Origin of the sequence: Paenarthrobacter sp. R1 (assembly GCF_030264015.1) — a bacterium.
Classification (GTDB): domain Bacteria; phylum Actinomycetota; class Actinomycetes; order Actinomycetales; family Micrococcaceae; genus Arthrobacter; species Arthrobacter ureafaciens.
Window position 1 is genome coordinate 2,811,581 of record NZ_CP127115.1, and the last position, 17,164, is coordinate 2,828,744.

The 17,164-nt window shown below is 63.2% G+C and carries 14 protein-coding genes and 3 tRNA genes; 7 read left to right on the top strand and 10 right to left on the bottom strand.

Translation table 11 applies throughout. The features are described 5' to 3' along the window. Positions 1–73 precede the first annotated feature (73 nt). Positions 74–682, bottom strand: a complete 609-nt coding sequence (locus QN084_RS13700) for an FAD-dependent monooxygenase (protein WP_021471136.1) — start codon at positions 680–682, stop codon at positions 74–76. Between the two features lie 424 nt (positions 683–1,106). Here QN084_RS13700 and QN084_RS13705 point away from each other — a divergent pair, with 424 nt between their 5' ends. Together QN084_RS13705 and QN084_RS13710 are read left to right on the top strand one after the other, a co-directional pair. Next, a complete protein-coding gene (locus tag QN084_RS13705; RefSeq protein WP_021471135.1) occupies positions 1,107–2,144 on the top strand; it encodes a universal stress protein in 1,038 nt (345 codons plus the stop codon). A gap of 21 nt (positions 2,145–2,165) precedes the next feature. Beyond that, positions 2,166–5,015 (top strand): PEP/pyruvate-binding domain-containing protein, encoded by a 2,850-nt coding sequence (locus QN084_RS13710; RefSeq protein WP_062094814.1) that lies wholly within the window; start codon positions 2,166–2,168, stop codon positions 5,013–5,015. A gap of 39 nt (positions 5,016–5,054) precedes the next feature. Here QN084_RS13710 and QN084_RS13715 read toward each other — a convergent pair whose 3' ends face one another. Both QN084_RS13715 and QN084_RS13720 read right to left on the bottom strand, forming a co-directional pair. Beyond that, complete coding sequence (locus QN084_RS13715) at positions 5,055–5,975, bottom strand: cation diffusion facilitator family transporter (protein ID WP_062094816.1); 921 nt, start codon at positions 5,973–5,975, stop codon at positions 5,055–5,057. Between the two features lie 10 nt (positions 5,976–5,985). After that, a complete protein-coding gene (locus QN084_RS13720) occupies positions 5,986–6,435 on the bottom strand; it encodes a metallopeptidase family protein (protein WP_021471132.1) in 450 nt (149 codons plus the stop codon). 127 nt (positions 6,436–6,562) lie between these two features. On the opposite strand from QN084_RS13720, the gene QN084_RS13725 reads away from it, so the two are divergent. Both QN084_RS13725 and QN084_RS13730 read left to right on the top strand, forming a co-directional pair. Continuing rightward, positions 6,563–7,633, top strand: coding sequence for a LacI family DNA-binding transcriptional regulator (locus tag QN084_RS13725; protein WP_259362811.1), 1,071 nt, complete (start codon positions 6,563–6,565; stop codon positions 7,631–7,633). Further along, entirely contained in the window at positions 7,630–8,553 is a 924-nt protein-coding gene (locus tag QN084_RS13730; protein ID WP_069696083.1) for a carbohydrate kinase family protein, read from the top strand. Before QN084_RS13725 ends, QN084_RS13730 begins: the two co-directional genes overlap by 4 nt. A 14-nt stretch (positions 8,554–8,567) precedes the next feature. Here the strand turns inward: QN084_RS13730 and QN084_RS13735 are convergent, their stop codons facing one another. Beyond that, the gene (locus tag QN084_RS13735; protein WP_083261912.1) at positions 8,568–9,569 is read right to left on the bottom strand and encodes a DMT family transporter; all 1,002 of its coding nucleotides are present in this window, start codon (positions 9,567–9,569) and stop codon (positions 8,568–8,570) included. 233 nt (positions 9,570–9,802) lie between these two features. On the opposite strand from QN084_RS13735, the gene QN084_RS13740 reads away from it, so the two are divergent. From QN084_RS13740 to QN084_RS13750, 3 genes are all read left to right on the top strand, one after another. Further along, positions 9,803–9,875: transfer RNA gene (locus tag QN084_RS13740), tRNA-Glu, on the top strand. A 105-nt stretch (positions 9,876–9,980) separates the two neighbouring features. Beyond that, a tRNA-Asp gene (locus tag QN084_RS13745) sits at positions 9,981–10,054 on the top strand. A 48-nt stretch (positions 10,055–10,102) separates the two neighbouring features. Continuing rightward, a tRNA-Phe gene (locus tag QN084_RS13750) sits at positions 10,103–10,178 on the top strand. Between the two features lie 190 nt (positions 10,179–10,368). Here the strand turns inward: QN084_RS13750 and QN084_RS13755 are convergent. The 6 genes from QN084_RS13755 to QN084_RS13780 form a co-directional block, all read right to left on the bottom strand. Then, positions 10,369–11,529, bottom strand: coding sequence for an acyl-CoA dehydrogenase family protein (locus QN084_RS13755; RefSeq protein ID WP_021471128.1), 1,161 nt, complete (start codon positions 11,527–11,529; stop codon positions 10,369–10,371). After that, positions 11,526–12,719 (bottom strand): CaiB/BaiF CoA transferase family protein, encoded by a 1,194-nt coding sequence (locus QN084_RS13760; RefSeq protein ID WP_259362812.1) that lies wholly within the window; start codon positions 12,717–12,719, stop codon positions 11,526–11,528. The genes QN084_RS13755 and QN084_RS13760 overlap by 4 nt, the downstream gene beginning before the upstream one ends. Before the next feature lie 87 nt (positions 12,720–12,806). After that, a complete protein-coding gene (locus QN084_RS13765) occupies positions 12,807–13,535 on the bottom strand; it encodes a GntR family transcriptional regulator (protein ID WP_083261913.1) in 729 nt (242 codons plus the stop codon). A 78-nt stretch (positions 13,536–13,613) separates the two neighbouring features. Next, positions 13,614–14,978: an ABC transporter substrate-binding protein gene (locus tag QN084_RS13770; protein ID WP_069696081.1), complete on the bottom strand. Its 1,365-nt coding sequence runs from the start codon at positions 14,976–14,978 to the stop codon at positions 13,614–13,616. A 57-nt stretch (positions 14,979–15,035) separates the two neighbouring features. Further along, positions 15,036–15,917 carry a carbohydrate ABC transporter permease gene (locus QN084_RS13775; RefSeq protein ID WP_062094824.1) on the bottom strand — a complete coding sequence of 294 codons (882 nt, stop codon included), beginning with the start codon at positions 15,915–15,917 and terminating at the stop codon, positions 15,036–15,038. Beyond that, on the bottom strand, positions 15,914–16,849 hold the full coding sequence (locus QN084_RS13780) for a carbohydrate ABC transporter permease (protein WP_083261914.1): 936 nt from the start codon (positions 16,847–16,849) through the stop codon (positions 15,914–15,916). Before QN084_RS13780 ends, QN084_RS13775 begins: the two co-directional genes overlap by 4 nt. Positions 16,850–17,164: the final 315 nt, after the last annotated feature.

Here is a 17,164-nt window from a genome sequence, read left to right on the forward strand (position 1 = left end):
TTTTGGTCTAAGGCCCCTGCTCCAAGAGCCCTGTTTCCGGGCTGCCTTGGTGCCGCTGTGGGGGTTGCCGGGCTTAGGCGATCGCGAGGCCGGGCGCTGCTGGAAGTGCCACCTTCGAAGAGATGGCCTGCCCCACCGCCTTGGCCTGGCGGAGGACTTCCTTGGGGGTTGGAGTGATGAGTTCTCCCACTCCCACCAGATGCATGCCCACCGCGCGCATGGCGGCCACAAGGTTCTGACCAACGGCAATCCCCAGCTCGGCCAGCATCTTGCGTAGCTGGCTCTGCGCGCAACGCGTCACTACAACGTGGTCGGCAAGGAGAATGCCGTGCGCCGTGTGGACGGCCCATTGACGAGGGGATGCGAGGGGAGTTTCTGCAGCCGTGAGCAGGTCCAGCCGGACCGCCTTGGTGGTGTTGCGTACATCCAGGTGGTGACTGGCCGCGTAGTTCCGCAGGTGGCGGAGGATCTGGTTCCGTTCCAGCATGGAAGCGGGATCGGCTACCTCGCAGCGTTGCAGCATGCCGGTATGCACGGAAGGACCCGTCTGTGCCAGTGGGCCGAAGCCGTCCACCACGATCGAGCCCACGCCGTAGCGGCTGAGTTCGCTGGCCACGGCGAGGCCTGAGAGTCCGGCTCCGATCACCACGGTGGTGGTTCGCTCCGTGGCGGAATCAGGCATGAGTGACACTGCGTGGTTCCTCCTTGACGTACGTGCCCAAAGGCAGGATTGGACGCTTCCGGTTCCCCCAAACGGTCGCAAATAAATGGCCGGTATGTGTTCTGGAACACTCTCCCCGGCCATTCGGTGACTCGAACACTACAGAACTTTTGGGGCGTTGGGTAGCCTTCCTGACAGCGTGTTATTACTTCTTCCCGGGGCGTCCCGGGAGGGCCTTGAAACCGAGCCCGGACCGTTATGCAGATAGCGGAAAAGCCGCCTTGATTCGCTATAAGCAAACGAGAATAGTTGGCATTGGACGAGGAAGTCCCGTGGCTTCCTCGTTCACGGACATTAGCGCACAACGTGAGGTGTAACACCCCTACGTTGAACCTCTGGCAGAATGGCCGGAACATCAAGCAGCAGGTGGAGAGGCGGGCCCCAAATGGACCAGCACGGTAGTCACGTTGAACATCCCCGCGGCGGTGACGCGGAAGCAGTAGCACCGGGCGGCATCGTGGTTGGAGTGGACGGCTCCGAACACGGACAATGCGCTTTGGTGTGGGCAGCGCGTGAAGCCGAACGCCGGCAACTTCCCTTGCACATCGTGACCGCTTATTCAGTGCCGATCTTCGCCGCCTCAGGGTTGGACGGCGGATACGCAACGGTGGACGACTCGATGATCCGGGAAGGCGCCGAAGCCATCGCCAAACAGGCCGTGGAGAAGGTTTCCGGCTACAACATCGACGTTGACGCCTCGGTGGAGAACGGGGATGCCGCCGGTGTCCTGCTGGATCTCTCCGCGGAAGCCGCCCTCTTGGTTTCGGGCAGCCGCGGACGCGGTGGATTCGTCGGCCGTCTGCTGGGCTCCGTCAGCAGCGCGCTGCCGGCCCACGCGAAGTGCCCCACAGTGACGGTGCCGTTGTATTGCGCCGACCGCCTGGGCCAGAGCACCGAGGACAAGCACATCAAGGCCGAACACGCGAAGGCCGGTCCCCGCACTGTGGAGAACATTGTTGTAGTTGGTGTTGACGGCTCCGAACAGGCGCGAGTGGCGGTCCTGGAGGCTGCTGAACAGGCAGAACGCATGGGCGCGAAGCTGCGGGTAGTCTGCGCTGTGCCTCAGTACAGCGGCTCGCTGGCCTGGGTGCCGGCCCCCTTGGACAGGGATGCCCTGTTCGCGGATATCAAGGTCCAACTGGATGCCGGCGTTGCCTGGCTCCGCAGCCATTTCCCGCATCTCACGGTGGAAACCCAGCTGACAGACGGCTCTCCCGTGGACGTCCTGGTGGAGGCCAGCAGGGGAGTGGAACTGGTGGTCCTGGGCACCCGTGGACGCGGCGGGTTCGCCGGAATGCTCCTCGGTTCAACCTCGGACGGCGTGCTGCACCACGCCAAGGGACCGGTCATGGTGGTCCCGGATCGCGAAGACTCCAGGCTTGCGGACAGGCCCAAGTTCGGCCCCATGCTGGGCAACGACTAGGACCTGACGCTTCACGGCGGCATGGACGGTGAAGCGGCGGAAGGGCCGCAGCAGGGCGGGCAAACCGGGAAGGCTTCAACAGCCGGGTACGGTTTCATCCTTCCGTTGGACCGGATTCGTTCAGGCATGCTGGCGGAGGTTGGCGGCAAGGCCGCCAACCTTGGTGAAATGGCCACCGCCGGTTTGCCGGTGCCGCCCGGATTTTGCCTGACGACGGCGGCCTACCGCCGGGCGCTTGACGGCGCAGCGTTGGGTGAGGTGCTGGCTGCCCTGGACGGGACCGACGTCGTTGATTCTTCCCTTGATGCCCTGGCGGCCCGTGCCCGCTCCGTAGTGCTGGCTGCCGGTGTTCCTCCAGAGGTGGCCGAAGAAGTCCGCACGGCGTACAACAGGCTGGGCCCGGATGTCCCGGTTGCTGTCCGGTCCTCGGCCACGGCGGAAGACCTGCCTTTTGCGAGCTTTGCCGGCCAGCAGGACACTTTCCTGAATGTGGTTGGCGTGGATGCCGTGCTGGACGCAGTGAGCCGGTGCTGGGCTTCCCTGTGGACTGACCGGGCGGCGAGTTACAGGACTGCACACGGGATCCGGCATTCGACGGTGGCGCTCGCCGTTGTAGTGCAGCAGATGATCGACGCCGCCACCGCCGGCGTCATGTTCACGGCCAACCCGCTGACCGGGCGTCGGCAGGAGGCGGTCATCGATGCGAGTCCCGGCCTGGGCGAAGCAGTGGTCTCCGGCGCGGTGAATCCCGACCAGTACGTGGTGGATATCCGGAGCCTCCAGATCCTGACGCGCACCATCGGTGACCGTAGAGTCGAGATCCGGCCCCTGCCCGGTGGGGGGACTGAACGGGTTGAACACTCCGGACAGCTTGGAAAGACCGGGCTTGACGCTGCGGCGATCGGGACTGACGGCGAAGTTTCGCGGGTGGAACCTTGCCTCACGGACCACCAGATCCGGGCGCTCGCGGCCTTGGGCGACCGCGTGGAACAACACTACGCAGCTCCGCAGGACACCGAGTGGGCCATGGACCGGGACGGGAAGCTGTGGTTGACGCAGGCGCGGCCCATCACCACCCTGTACCCGCGACCAACAAGGACGCCGTCTTCCGGGGGCGAGCATGCGTTCTTGAACTTCAGCCTGGCCCAGGGCCTCACCCGGCCCCTGACGCCCATGGGGCTGGCGGGAATCAGGCTGATTGCTTCCTGCGTCGCCCGCCGGGCCGGCTTTGACGTGCCGGACCCGCGCACGGGCCCTTCGCCGTACTACGAGGCTGGCCAGCGGATCTTCTTCGACATCACTTCAGTGCTTCGGAGCAGGGTGGGCAGGGCCCTTGCGCCCAGGATTTTCGACATTATGGAGGCCCGGTCCGCCGCTTTGATCCGGCGCCTCAGCGAAGACCCCCGGTTCGCCATGACCAACAAGACTCCTTTCAAGCTGATCCGCCATGTGGCTCCTGTTGCAGCGAGATACCGGGTGCCGGAAACGGTCCTTCGGGGTCTGTTCAGGCCCGCAGCGGCCATGAGGCAACTGGATAAGGTCAGCCAAGACTTGAAGGACGCCTTCGATCTTCCCGTCTCCGCCACGAGCCATCAGAGGTTGCAGCATGTGGAGCGAATCCTCGGAGAGCGGATTTTTGCCACAGTTCCCCAGGTCCTGCCCCTTCCGGCACTTGGCTTTGCCCTGCTGGCACTGGTCCGGAAATTGCTGGGTCCCGACGTTTCCTACGACGAACTTCAAACAGTTATTCGTGGCCTGCCCCATAACGTCACCACCGAGATGGACCTTGCGCTCTGGGAGTTGGCGAGCAAGATCGGACAGGACCCGGAAGCAGTTGAGTTCTTCGTTTCCCGTGGCGCCGCAGAACTGGCGGAGGCCTACAAGGCAGGTGGGCTTCCGGCACGTCCGCAAGCCGGTCTTGAGAGGTTCCTTGCCGAATACGGGGACCGGGCCGTCGCGGAGATAGACATCGGGATGCCGCGCTGGTCGGAGGAACCCACCCACATTCTTGGAGTTCTTGGGAACTACTTGCGGCTTGGGCAGGGCGGCGGTGCTCCCGGGGCCGGAGGTTCTCCACGGCAGCCGGAACCCACGCCGCAACCCGACCCGCCCCGGCAGTTTGAAAATGCCGCCACCGAAGCCGAAGACCAGGTTGCACGCCTGGTGGCCCGTGGCAGGACCAAGAGCGCCCTTCACGCCGCGGTGATCCGCTTCGCCCTCGATCGCACGCGCCGCTACGCGGGCCTGCGGGAATTGCCCAAATACAACCTGGTCCTTGGTCTGGCCGAGGTGCGGAGGCACATGGTGCGGATCGGCCGGGAACTGGCAGAAGCAGGGCGTTTGGACGAGGCCGATGACGTCTTCTTCCTGGACTTCGAGGACGTGGAACTCGCCTTGGCCGGAACCCGCTTCCAGCCGGTGGTGGCGGAACGCCGCCAGGATTACGACCGTGAGCTGCAGCGCCGCCACATCCCGCGGATGCTGCTCTCGGACGGAACAGAACCCGAAGCCGTGGTGGATCCCGGAGCCAAAGAGCCAGCGGCCAACGCGTCCGCGGGAGTACTCACCGGCAGTGCGGCATCGACCGGGACAGTGACGGGGCTGGCGAGGGTGGTCATGGACCCGGTAGGAGCCCACCTGGAGCCCGGCGAAATCCTGGTGGCGCCTTCAACCGATCCGGGCTGGACGCCGCTCTTCCTGACGGCAGGAGGCCTGGTCATGGAAATGGGCGGTCCCAACTCGCACGGGGCCGTGGTTGCGCGCGAGTACGGGATTCCCGCCGTCGTGGGCGTCCCCGATGCCACCGTGCGGATCGCAACCGGCCAGCGCATCACGGTAGACGGCGCCTCCGGAACGGTAACGCCCGCCTGAACAGGCACTTCAAAGCCCGGCACGGCACAGCGAATGCAGCTATGCGTGCTGGTGGGATTCGTGCTCCGAGTGGCTCACCGGTTCAAGCTGGAAGGTGCAGTGCTCGGTATCGAAATGACTCCCCAGGCAGGACCCCAGTTGGTCAAGGATGCTGTCCGCGCCGGCGGCGTTGAGAAGTTCGTCTTCCACCACCACGTGGGCCGAGAACACCGGCACTCCCGAGGTAATGGTCCAAATATGGATGTCGTGGGCCTCCACCACTCCGTCCACGGCCAGGATGTGCTCGCGGATCATGTTGACGTCCACTCCCTTGGGGGTGGCTTCAAGCAGCACGTCCACTACGTCGCGGAGGAGGTGCCAGGCGCGGGGGATGATCATGACCGCGATCAGCATGGAGGCGATGGGGTCCGCAGCGCTGAAGCCCGTGGTCATGATGACGACGGCGGCCACAATGACGGCGATCGAGCCGAGGAGGTCGCCCAGGACTTCCAGGTAGGCGCCGCGTACGTTGAGGCTTTCCTTCTGCGCGCCTTGGAGGATCAACAGTGAGACGAGGTTGGCTGCGGCACCCAGAATTGCGGCCCACAGCATGATGTCGGTGTGGATCTCCGGGGTTTCGCCGAACCTGCGGATGGCCTCGATCATGATCACCACCGCGATGACAATCAGGACCAGGGCATTGGCCAGGGCGGCAAGCACTTCGGCCCGTTGGTAGCCGTAGGTGCGTTGATCGCTGGCGGGGCGCGTCGCGATCCAGGCCGCCATGAGCGCGATGAACACGCCGGCGGCATCGGAGAGCATGTGTCCGGCGTCGGCCAGCAGCGCAAGGGAACCGGAGATAATGGCGCCGACCACCTGGATACCCACCACGCCCAGGGTGATGCCCAGGACGGCTATGAGTCTCTTGCGATGCCTGCCGGTTGCAGTGAGTCCGTGCGAGTGGTTGTGGTCGTGCCCCATGCTTCTAAGGCTAGCCCCAGCCGAGTTCGTGCAGGCGGTCGTCGTCGATGCCGAAGTGGTGGGCGATCTCGTGTACCACCGTGATGGCCACTTCCTCGATGACTTCGTCGCGGGTGGTGCAGATGTCCAGGATGGGCTGGCGGAAGATGGTGATGCGGTCCGGGAGCGAACCCGCCTCCCACCATGAATCGCGTTCCGTCAGCGGGACGCCCTCGTAGAGGCCCAGCAGTACCGTGTCCGGGTCTTCGCCGGGGCGCGGAACGTAGGTGTCCTCAATGAAGACGGCCACGTTGTCCATGGCGCTGGCTGCCTTGGGCGGGATCATGTGCAAAGCATCTTCGACGGCGGCCTCGAACTCCTCCGGCGTCATCCGGAAGGGGGCGGCCCGGCCCCGCAACGGGGACGAAGGAAGGTCGCCGTCAGGGATGATAGGCAGGCCTGGAGGAAGATTTGCGGGCATGTTCCGACTGTAACGCCCGCGTGCGGCATTGACGCGGGGTGTGATGAGAGTTACTGTTTTCGAGGCCCGGTTATGCGTATAACTGAACCCCTGAATCAAGCCGGAGCCGCACGACAGACAGGCTTCCATGACCCGGCCCGGCACCAGCGGCAAGTCCGGCCCCACGATGCACCACGTGGCGGCCGCTGCGGGCGTTTCCCAAGCCACGGTATCGCTGGTCCTCAACGACGTGGGGGGAGCCAGGGTCTCGGAGGAAACCCGGCGGCGCGTCCATCAGGCCGCCAAGGAGCTAGGGTACCGCACCAACGCCCACGCGAAGGTTCTCCGCGAAGGCGTTGCTGAAATGATCGGTTTCGTGGGGGACCACGTGGCCACCGCACCTTTTGCCGGGAAGATCATCGAAGGCGCACAAGCCCGGGCATGGGAGGCCGGGATGTTGCTGCTCACGGTGAACACGGGCGGAGACCGCGGGCTGGAGGCTGCGTCCCTCGAAGCCATGCTCTCGCACAAAGTGGCCGGGGTGGTCTACGCCTCGATGTATCACCGGACGGTGGATGTTCCGGACGTCCTGGGTGAGCTGCCCGCCGTCGTGCTTAACGCGCAGGACCGCAGCGGCGCCTTCGCGAGCATCGCGCCGTCGGAGGTGCTCGGCGGGTACACCGCCACCCGGACCCTCATCCGGGCAGGGCACCGAAGGGTCGGTTTCATCAACATCGGTGCGGTGGAGGACGGACTGCCTGCCGTCGTCGGGCGGCTTGAAGGCTACCGGAAGGCGCTCGCAGAGGCGGGTATTGCGTACGACGGCGGACTGCACCTCGCGGGGGACGGCGACGAAGCCGGCGGTTACCGGAGGACGCTTGAGCTGATGGCCGGGGATCGCCCGCCCACAGCGATTTTCTGCGGTAATGACCGCACGGCGTGGGGCGCCTACCAGGCGCTGGCGTCGAAAGGGCTGGCCGTTCCGGATGACGTGTCCGTGGTCGGCTTCGACAACCAGGAGTCACTCGCACCCCATCTGCGGCCAGGCCTGACTACCTTGGAACTGCCCTTCATTGACATGGGAAGGCGTGCCGTGGAGTTGATCCTTGCCGGTACGCCAACCCCGGGCCACACTGAATTGTTCGAATGTCCCCTTGTTGAACGTCATTCCGTGGCCGCACCTCCACACCTCCCCAACCAACGAACAGGAACCGCATGACCGCCACTCCCTCCCTCGCACCCGAACCCCTCGACGTCGTCGTGGTGGGTGAGGCGCTGATCGACATCGTGCAGTCTCCGGATGGGCAGATCGAGTATCCGGGCGGTTCACCTGCCAATGTGGCCTACGGCCTGGGGCGCCTGGACATCAAAGCCGGCCTGTTGACGGCGATCGGACGCGACGACCGCGGTGACGCCATCACCGAACACCTCCAGAGCGCGGGGGTGGTTCTGCTTCCCGGTTCCAGGTCGTTGGGGAAGACGGCCACGGCTACGGCACAGATCGGCGACGACGGGTCCGCTGAGTACACCTTCGACATTGACTGGTCCTTGCCTCCCGTGGTGCTCCCTTACGCGCCCAGGATCCTGCACACCGGTTCCATCGCCACGTTCCTGCAGCCGGGAGCAAGCGTCGTGCGCGGCATGCTTGAACAGGCGCAGGGCGGATGCATGGTCACCTACGACCCCAACATCCGCCGCGACCTCCTGGGCAGCCACCACGAGGCCCTCTCCCTCTTTGAGGAACTGGTGCCGTTGACCGACGTCGTCAAGATGAGTGAAGACGATGCCCGCTGGCTGTATCCGGGCAAGGACCTGGCGGAAACGGCCCGCCACCTGCTGTCCCTGGGGACCGTGCTGGCCGTGGTGACGCAGGGGGCGAACGGATCCCTCATGGCCACGCGGGAGACCCAGCTGAATGTCCCGGCCATCCCGTCCACGGTGGCTGACACGATCGGAGCGGGGGATTCATACATGTCCGCGCTGATCCTGGGGCTGCTCCTTCGGGGAAGCGATGGCTTGGCTCCGACAGTGCTGGAGAGGATCGGCACCACCGCCTCCATGGCGGCATCCATCACTGTGGGCCGCTCCGGGGCGAACCCGCCCACGCACCGGGAACTGCTGGCCGGAATGGCCCGCTGACTTTTCGCTGAAACCTAACCTTTTACTGCGCGCGTCCTCGACTTGGACGCGCGCAGTACTGTTGTGCGCTCCGCCTTGGGGGTCCTGCGGGTCAGCGCTACGCCGAAAAGGCACACCACGCCGCCCAGCAAACCCCAGATCGTGGGCACTTCCTGCAGGACGGCCCAGGAAATAAGAATGGTGGTTCCCGGGACGAGGTACGTCGTGGCGGCCATCTTTCCGGCAGGAATCAAGGACAGCGCGTAAGCCCATGTGGTGAAGGCAATCGCCGTCGGGAAAACGCCGAGGTAGACCAGGCCCAACGTGGCTGCCATCGGCGCCAACTGAATTTCGCTGATGAGCTGGCCTGTCCAGGGCAGGCAGCACACGGCGCCAACCATGATGCCGAACCAGGTGGCCTGCCCCGCGGTAAACGTGCGCAGGACGGGTTTCTGCAGGATGGCGCTGACAGACGCGAGCACAGCGGCCAGCAGGCACAACAACACGCCGGCCACGTCCGCCGTCGACCGTTGCCCGGAGCCCAACGCGATCATCGCAACCCCGCCAAAGGCCACCGCGCTGCCGATCAGCAACCAGCGCGGAAAGCCTTCCTTCAGGATGAAGCCGGCCATGACCGCTATCAGGATCGGTGAGACGTTGATCAGCATGGCGCTGGTACCGGCGTCGAGCATGTGCTCGGCGGCGTTCAGCGCCACGTTGTAGCCGGCGAACCACATCACCCCGTAGGCTGCGATAGGCAGCCACTGGCGGCCTTTCGGCCACACCTTCAGCGTCGGCAGCACCACCAGTCCAAGCACGACGGCGGCAACGGCCAAGCGTCCCAACGTCAAGGAGCCGGGGGAGAAGCTGGGGCCGACCGCCCGGATGCCGACGAAAGCCGAAGCCCACAGGACTACGGTGACCACGACGGCGGCTATGCCGGCTTTGCTGATGGTTGCCGCGGCGACCGGCGCGGGGATGCTGCGCTCCTGGTCGCCGGAGGGCTGGCCGGATCCGGCCGGGGTGGGGGTTGTCATAGGGCAAATCTAGCGCGGCATCCGACCGTGGGGCTGGCGGATTTCGGACGCGTCAGAGCAAAAAACTGCCAATGTCCTGTGCGCTGTTTTTGGACGTGTCCGAGGTCACGCTCCTCTCGATTTTGGATTATCGCCATCCATGCTCTAAGGTTTTAGAGTCCAGTTCGGACGAGCGAGAGCGGAAAAGAACGCATAAAGCGTTGTCTTCTGCTGCGAGTTCGAATTGAGTTCAGGCCCCCATCGTCTAGCGGCCTAGGACACCGCCCTTTCACGGCGGCGGCACGGGTTCGAATCCCGTTGGGGGTACGCAAGGTAAGTGGTAAATCGGACTGAAAAAGTCTGGTAGGCTGGAAGCCTTGAAAAAAACGCGGTAGAGATACTGCAAAGCGCGGTAGAGATACCGCAAAGCAAGGCCCTGTAGCGCAGTTGGTTAGCGCGCCGCCCTGTCACGGCGGAGGTCGCGGGTTCAAGTCCCGTCAGGGTCGCTCTGAGCGCCGGAAGGAATTCCGGTTCTCAAGGTGACATGTCACCTAGGCTCTGTAGCTCAGTTGGTAGAGCGTTCGACTGAAAATCGAAAGGTCACCGGATCGACGCCGGTCGGAGCCACCAGCTAGAACCCCGCATTTCCAGTCGTCAGGACTTTGGAAATAGCGGGGTTTTTGCGTTGGGGAATTTCGTTGCCGCATTGGCCCTATGTCTTATGGGCTACGGCAGCGGCGGTCCCGGCCTTTTGTTCCGGTGGCCGGGCGCCGCCGTCGAGCATCTCCCAGTCAGTTGTCCGCCGGTAACCCGCAGCCTGTCAGCGGAAGGCGGGAATGCCGGTCAGCTTGTTGCCGAGAATGAGGGTGTGCACTTCGTCGGTGCCCTCGTAAGTGCGGACCGACTCCAGGTTGTTCGCGTGCCGCAGCGGTGAGTAGTCCAAGGTAATGCCGTTGCCGCCAAGGATGGTCCGGGCCTCGCGGGCGATCTTGATGGCTTCGCGGCAGTTGTTGAGCTTGCCCACGGAGATCTGGTCGATCTGCAAGGTTCCGGCGTCCTTCTTCCGGCCAAGGTGCAGCGCGAGCAGGAAGCCCTTGTTGATTTCCAGCGCCATGTCCACCAGCTTCTGCTGCGTGAGCTGGTAGCCCGCAAGGGGCTTGTCGAACTGCAAGCGCTCCTGTGAATAGGCCAGGGCGGCCTCGAAAGAATCACGGGCCGCGCCCATGGCACCCCAAATGATCCCGTAGCGTGCTTCGTTAAGGCAGCTGAAAGGACCCTTCAACCCCACCACGTTCGGCAGCACCGCGGACTCGGGCAGGCGCACGTCCACCAGATCGATGTCGCATTGGATGGAGGCGCGCATGGACAGCTTCGGCTCGATCGGCGTCGCGGTAAAGCCCGGGGTGGACGTGGGAACCACGAACCCCCTGATGCCTTCTTCGGTCTGGGCCCAGATAACAGCAACCTGGGCTACCGATGCCAGGCCGATCCAGCGCTTGGAGCCGTTAAGGACCCAGTCGTTTCCGTCGCGACGCGCAAAGGTCTTCATGCCGCTGGGGTCGGAGCCGGCGGTGGGCTCGGTCAGTCCGAAGCAGCCGATTGCTTCGCCCTTGGCCATGGCGGGCAGCCACTCCTGCTTCTGCTCTTCGGAACCGTGCTTGTAGATGGCACTCATGGCCAGCGAGCCCTGCACTGAGACGAAGGTCCGTAGGCCGGAGTCGCCGGCCTCGAGTTCGGCGCCTGCCAATCCGTAATCGACCGCGGAGCCCCCGGCGCAGCCGTAGCCCTGCAAATGCATTCCCAACAGGCCCAGCCGACCGAGTTCCGGAACTATCTCCAACGGGAAAGTGGCCGATTCGTACCATTGCGCAATGTTCGGCCTGATGTCCGCGTCCACGAAGGCGCGCACTCTGTCCCGCAGCTTCCGTTCTTCCGGGGTGAGCAAGGAATCGAAGTCAATCAGATCGCTGATGCTGTTCATGCGGAACCTCTCGTGTTCGGGGAAATGGAAATGAAGGTGCTGCCTTGGTGTTCACCAAGGGTGGGCGGTGCCTGCCGGTACGTGGCGGGGGAAGCGGACAAACGGATGGGATTGGCCAGTTGGACTGATGAGCGGCCGGTGATTGGGTCCGTGAAATGAACGGAAGGTTCAAGACCCAGGGAGTGACCGAGCGCCAAAGCTTCGCCGATGTCATTGACTTTGCCGGCCGGTACCCCGGCTTCGAGAAGCTTGGCCTGCCAATGAGCGGCGGAATCAGTTTCCAGTGCCTGTTCGAGGATCCTCTTTAAGGGGACGCGTGATGCCACCCGAAGTTCATTGGTGCGAAAGCGGGGGTCCTCGGTCAGGCTGTTCAACCCAAGGGCTTCAGTCAACGCACCGAACTGCCTGTTGTTGCCGACCGCGATGGCAAGCAGGCCGTCTCTGGTCCGAAAAGTTTCATAGGGGGCGATGCTTGGGTGTGCGTTGCCAATGCGGGCCGGGGAGTTCCCAGTAGCGAGCGTTGCTGTTCCCTGGTTGACGAAAGCGGCAAGAAGCGATGAGAGCAGATTGACGTGGACTTCCTGACCGTGGCCGGTGGTGTCACGGACGCGCAGTGCCATGAGGATGCCCGTCAAGGCGTTCTGTCCGGTGAGTACGTCAACCAGTGCGACGCCGGCTTTGGTCGGTTCCGTCTCGGGCGACCCGGTGATGCTCATCAGGCCGCCGAGCGCTTGGACGAGGAGGTCGTACCCGGGGAGTGCGGATCCGGCGCCCGTTCCAAACCCGGAGATGGAGCAGTACACCAGGTCGGGCCGCCCGGCGGACAAGGTCTGGTAGTCCAGCCCAAACTTGGCCATGACGCCCGGCCGGAAGTTCTCCACCACTACGTCGCATTCCGCAGTCAGTTCGCGGGCGTAAGCCAGGCCGTCGTCCGTATTAAGATCCACGACCACCGATCGCTTGTTTCGGTTGACACTGGCAAAATACGTTCCCCGTCCGTGATGGTCCACGGGCGGTACCCATGCCCGGGTGTCGTCGCCGGCCGGGCTTTCGATCTTGATGACCTCGGCGCCAAAGTCCGCCAGCATCATGGTGCACAGGGGACCTGCCAACACACGGGAGAAATCCGCGATCCGGATTCCGGCCAGCGGTTGGCTCAGGGGGGACTCGGAGGAGCTGGGGGATGCCACTTCGCATCCTTTCGCTTGTATGTTGCATGCTACTGAGGTTGCATGCAACTGTAGGGCACTTTCGGAAAGCTGTAAATACCCGTGGAGTCAGCGGGAGAATTTGGTGAGCTGCTCGAGCTGAGAGAGGTACTGGTCTGCTGACAGGCCAGGCGTCCGGGCGCAGACCCCGCTGATCAACAAGTGAGCGGTCCGGGTGACATGGTCCCGTACGGCTCCGGCTGCTGCCCGGGGATCCCTGCGCTCCAACGCGGCCAGGATGTCCTTGCGGTCACAGGCCAGGTCCTGGCTGCTTCGGGCCGACGGGATAGTGACCAGCCCATGGGCCAGCACCATATTGCGTAGTTCGCCGTCCAAGGCCAACAGGCGGGGGTTGCCCGCGAGCTCCATCAGGAACAGGTGAAAGTCCTTGTCAGCCTGTAAAGTTGCCGGCCCGTCCTCGCGGGCGGCAGCGTCAAGGATACGGCCGTGCAGGGTTCGGAAGTTGGCCAAATCTTCGTCGGTGGCCACCTCCGCCGCGCGGGCTGCCGCAGGCGGCTCGAGGATGATGCGGATTTGGAAGATCTGCACGATCTCATCCAAGGACATCTGAAGCACCCGCACACCGCGGTTCTTCTCGATGCGGACGATTCCCTCTTTTTCGAGCAATTGAAGCGCTTCCCGGACCGGCGTTCGGGAGACTCCCAGCTTCTCCGCCAATCCGATTGCCGAGAAGTGTTCTTCCGGGCCCATCTCGCCGGAAGTGATGGCTGCACGCAGCATGTTGGTGACCTGAACCGTCAGGGATTGGCCATGGTCGATCTGTTGCATGCTACTCATGCAGGCATTCTACGGTCTGGGTTCTGCGGTGCAGAGATTACGACGTCGGCACCCGGCCGGGTGCCGACGTCGCCGTCGTCAGGACTTCAGCTTCGGCTTCACGTCCTTGTTGTAGATCGATTCCAAGGATGCTTTGAGTTCCGACATGGTGGTTTTCACGTCGGCCTTCTCGTTCATGATTTTGGTCGCTGCCTTGGCCAGCTCCTGGTCCCCACCCGGCAGGAAGGTGCGGGCGTAATCCTGGTTCCGGGTCTGCTTGAGCTGGTCAACAACCACCTGGAACTCCGGCGTTTGGGCGAGGATTGCCGAAACGTCCGCGGTTTGGGTAACCGGTGCGTACCCCGTGGCAGCGGACAGTTTGGCAGTATTCCCGGCATTGGTGACGTGGGCGATGAACATGGCGGCTGCGAGTTGACGCTCAGGGGTGGATTTGCTGGCAATGACCAGCCCGGACCCGCCGGTTGGTGATACCGGAGACTTGCTGACGTCTCCGCCGGGGAGGACGCCCACACCGATGCGCATGGCGGACTCCTTCGAGGCTTTCATGACGGTGGCGAGGTCGGCCGAGGAACTGATCGTTGCGCTGACCGCGCCGGCCTGGAGGTCGGTGAGGGCATTCTTGGAGGAAACGCCTGCCCATGAGTCCTTGATGATGGAATCCTGCACCCACTGCATGGCAGCGACTGATTCCTCGGAGTCGGCAGTGATTTCCCACTCCTTGGACCACGCACCTCCGCGTCCCCACAGGAGGTTCTGGAGTGTCCAGCCCGCGTACCCCGCAATCGCAGGGTACTGGTAGGCATTCTGGTAGCCGGACGCGGAAGCGTTGGCGGCTTTGATCTTCGGTGCCCACTCCGCGAATTCTTCCCAGGTAGCCGGAGCCCCTTCGGGTACCCCGGCTGCCTTGAAATGGTCCTTGTTGAAATAGAAGAGCGGAGTGGAGCGGGCGTAAGGGATGGCCCATTGTTTCTGGTCGTACTCATAGTCGCTGACCAGTCCAGGGACATAACCGGAGATGTCAGTGTTGGTGGCCTTCAGAAGTTCGTTGAGGGGCAGAATCGCACCCGAGAGTGCGTACCGGAACCACCAGACGTCCGATGCGAGCAGAACATCGGGGACGTCGTTGCCTGCTTGCGAGGTCTGGAACTTCTGGGCAACCTCTTCATAGTTCGCCCCACCGGTAACGAGGTTTACTGTGATTCCGGGGTTTTCTTTTTGGAATGACTCGATCAGCAGCAGCTCCGTATCCCGGGACTTGCCCGGGTGGCTGGACATGTAGCTGATGCTGCTGGCCGGCTTGATGGTAGACCAGTCCACCGCCACGGCTTTGGTGTCCGGACCGCCGCCATCCGTTGAGGGGCCGGCGCAAGCTCCCAATGCCAGGGTGCCGAGGCCCGCGCCGGCTACGGTGAGAAACTGCTTGCGGGTGAATGTAGTGGACATGACGATAGGTGCCTTTCATTGGGTGCTGAAAAGTTGATGGCAAGTTCGAACGGAGCGTTAGCCGGTTACAGAGCCCTGCGTCAGGCCGGACACTATGTACCTCTGGAGCGCAGCGAAGACGATCAGGATCGGCAGCAGGACGATCACCGAGCCGGCCATGAGCATGCCCCAGTTCTGGGTGCTTCCTTCGCTGTTGACGAGCTGCGTCAGCCCCACTGGCAGTGTCATCATGTCCGGGTGGTCAGTGACGATCAGCGGCCAGATGTACTCATTCCACTCGGCCACGATCGTGACCAGCGCGACCGTGGCGATGCTGGGCATCGAGACTGGAACCACGATCTTCCAGAGCTTGCGCCAATGCCCGGCCCCGTCGATTTCCGCAGACTCCAGAATGGCCGGCGGGAGTGTAAGGAAGTGCTGGCGCAGCAGGAATGTGCCAAAGGCTGTGCCCAGGGAGGGAACAATGATTCCCCAGTAAGTATTCAGTCCGCCCATGCCGGCGATCAGGACGTAGTTGGGCAGCACGGCTACCTGCGGCGGAACCATCAATGCGACCAGGATCAGGAGAAAGATCACCCTCTTGAAGGGGAAGCGGATGAAGACCAGCGCGTAGGCGGTGAAGATGGCCAGTACACACTTCACCGTTGAGCCGATTGCCGTCACGATCACGCTGTTGAGGAAGAACCTCGGAAAGGGAACGGTGGACGTGGCCTCCGCATAGTTTTGGAAGCTTGGCTCTTTTGGGAGGAGAGCCAGTTCGGTGGTGACAATTTCTCCCGGTGCCTTCAACGACGAGAGCATCATCCACAGGAGAGGAACGAATACCACAAGGGTGGCGAGGGCGAGTGGTACGTAACCAGTGGCAATCGTCCGGCCAAGGTTCCGCCAGGACAAAGGCTTTGCATCGGCTGGAAGGGGCTGAACGGGAGTAGTGCTCATGAGTAGTGAACCTTTCGTTCCACTAACCGGAGTTGCACAGCCGTCATGACCAGCAGACCTGCGAACAGGACCACCGAAATGGCCGCGGAGTAGCCTGCCCGGTTATATGACCCGAAGGCTTGGAGATAGGAATCGAAGATGAGCGTGCTGGTGCCATTGCCCGATGGCGTCATGATCCGGATGATGTCGAACGCCTGAAGCGAGCTCAGCAGGGATGTAATCAGCAGGAAGAACGTAGTGGGAGAAAGCAGGGGCACCACGATCGTCCAGAACCGGCGCAGGCTCGAGGCCCCATCCAGGGCGGCCGCTTCCATCAGCTGGGGCGGGATGGACTGCAACCCGGCCAAGTAAACGACGGCGCAGTAGCCCAGGTTTTTCCAGACGTAAACGATGATGACCATCGTCAGCGCCAGCTTGGGGTCGTTGACCCACTGAGGACTCGCCTGCCCCACGGAGCGGAGGAGCCAGGACAATGCTCCGTAGGTCGGATCGAAAATGAAGAGCCAAACCAATCCGACCCCGACGCCCGAAAGGACATAGGGGGCAAAGACAACTGCCCGGGCGAAGGTCCTGCCCTTCAGCTTTTGATTCAAGACGAGCGCCACCACCAGGCCGAGCGCCATGGCGCCACCTACCGTCGTGGCGGTGAATACTGCCGTGGTTCCCAGGACGTTTGCGGCATCAGCCGATGAGAAGAACTCGACGTAGTTCGCAAACCCCACGTTTGTGGCGGTTGCTGCTCCCAGCGTCCAGTCCAGGGTGGAGTAATAGAAATTCGTGAGCAGGGGTCTGTAAGTGAAGAGGAGGATCAGGGCTACGTTGGGTGCGGCGAACAGGATAAAGAACCATGCGTCCCGGCGTGTGCGTCTGTTCCACCGGCTGTTCCGCTTGAGGCCGGGCGGTTCTCCGCGTCCACCGGACGGGCTTCGCATGCCGGGGTTGCTTGGCTCCCGGGCAGTCTCCGGACGATTGGTGCCTACAGCGCTCACCACAGACCTCTGACTTCTTAGTCATGTTGTCTGGGGGCAACGCTCATCGTGGCTGATCGGGTCTTTGGGCGGTTGACCTGACAATCTGCCTTACTTCTGCTGCTAACCTACCGCCCAGACTGTCCCAACGCAATAGCTCGGAAGTGCCGCTTGCGTGACTTGTGCTAACGTCCTTACAAATATCCTGCACTGCCCGATCGGGCAGCCCGAGCGAGAGTTCCAGACCTCCGCTCAGAATGGACCGGCAATGCCGGAAAG

Bases quoted from the DNA above. Each gene is read 5' to 3' on its own strand.
- QN084_RS13700 (WP_021471136.1), bottom strand. From the start codon at position 682: ATGCCTGATTCCGCCACGGAGCGAACCACCACCGTGGTGATCGGAGCC.
- QN084_RS13705 (WP_021471135.1), top strand. From the start codon at position 1,107: ATGGACCAGCACGGTAGTCACGTTGAACATCCCCGCGGCGGTGACGCG.
- QN084_RS13710 (WP_062094814.1), top strand. From the start codon at position 2,166: ATGGACGGTGAAGCGGCGGAAGGGCCGCAGCAGGGCGGGCAAACCGGG.
- QN084_RS13715 (WP_062094816.1), bottom strand. From the start codon at position 5,975: ATGGGGCACGACCACAACCACTCGCACGGACTCACTGCAACCGGCAGG.
- QN084_RS13720 (WP_021471132.1), bottom strand. From the start codon at position 6,435: ATGCCCGCAAATCTTCCTCCAGGCCTGCCTATCATCCCTGACGGCGAC.
- QN084_RS13725 (WP_259362811.1), top strand. From the start codon at position 6,563: ATGACCCGGCCCGGCACCAGCGGCAAGTCCGGCCCCACGATGCACCAC.
- QN084_RS13730 (WP_069696083.1), top strand. From the start codon at position 7,630: ATGACCGCCACTCCCTCCCTCGCACCCGAACCCCTCGACGTCGTCGTG.
- QN084_RS13735 (WP_083261912.1), bottom strand. From the start codon at position 9,569: ATGACAACCCCCACCCCGGCCGGATCCGGCCAGCCCTCCGGCGACCAG.
- QN084_RS13755 (WP_021471128.1), bottom strand. From the start codon at position 11,529: ATGAACAGCATCAGCGATCTGATTGACTTCGATTCCTTGCTCACCCCG.
- QN084_RS13765 (WP_083261913.1), bottom strand. From the start codon at position 13,535: ATGAGTAGCATGCAACAGATCGACCATGGCCAATCCCTGACGGTTCAG.
- QN084_RS13770 (WP_069696081.1), bottom strand. From the start codon at position 14,978: ATGTCCACTACATTCACCCGCAAGCAGTTTCTCACCGTAGCCGGCGCG.
- QN084_RS13775 (WP_062094824.1), bottom strand. From the start codon at position 15,917: ATGAGCACTACTCCCGTTCAGCCCCTTCCAGCCGATGCAAAGCCTTTG.
- QN084_RS13780 (WP_083261914.1), bottom strand. From the start codon at position 16,849: ATGCGAAGCCCGTCCGGTGGACGCGGAGAACCGCCCGGCCTCAAGCGG.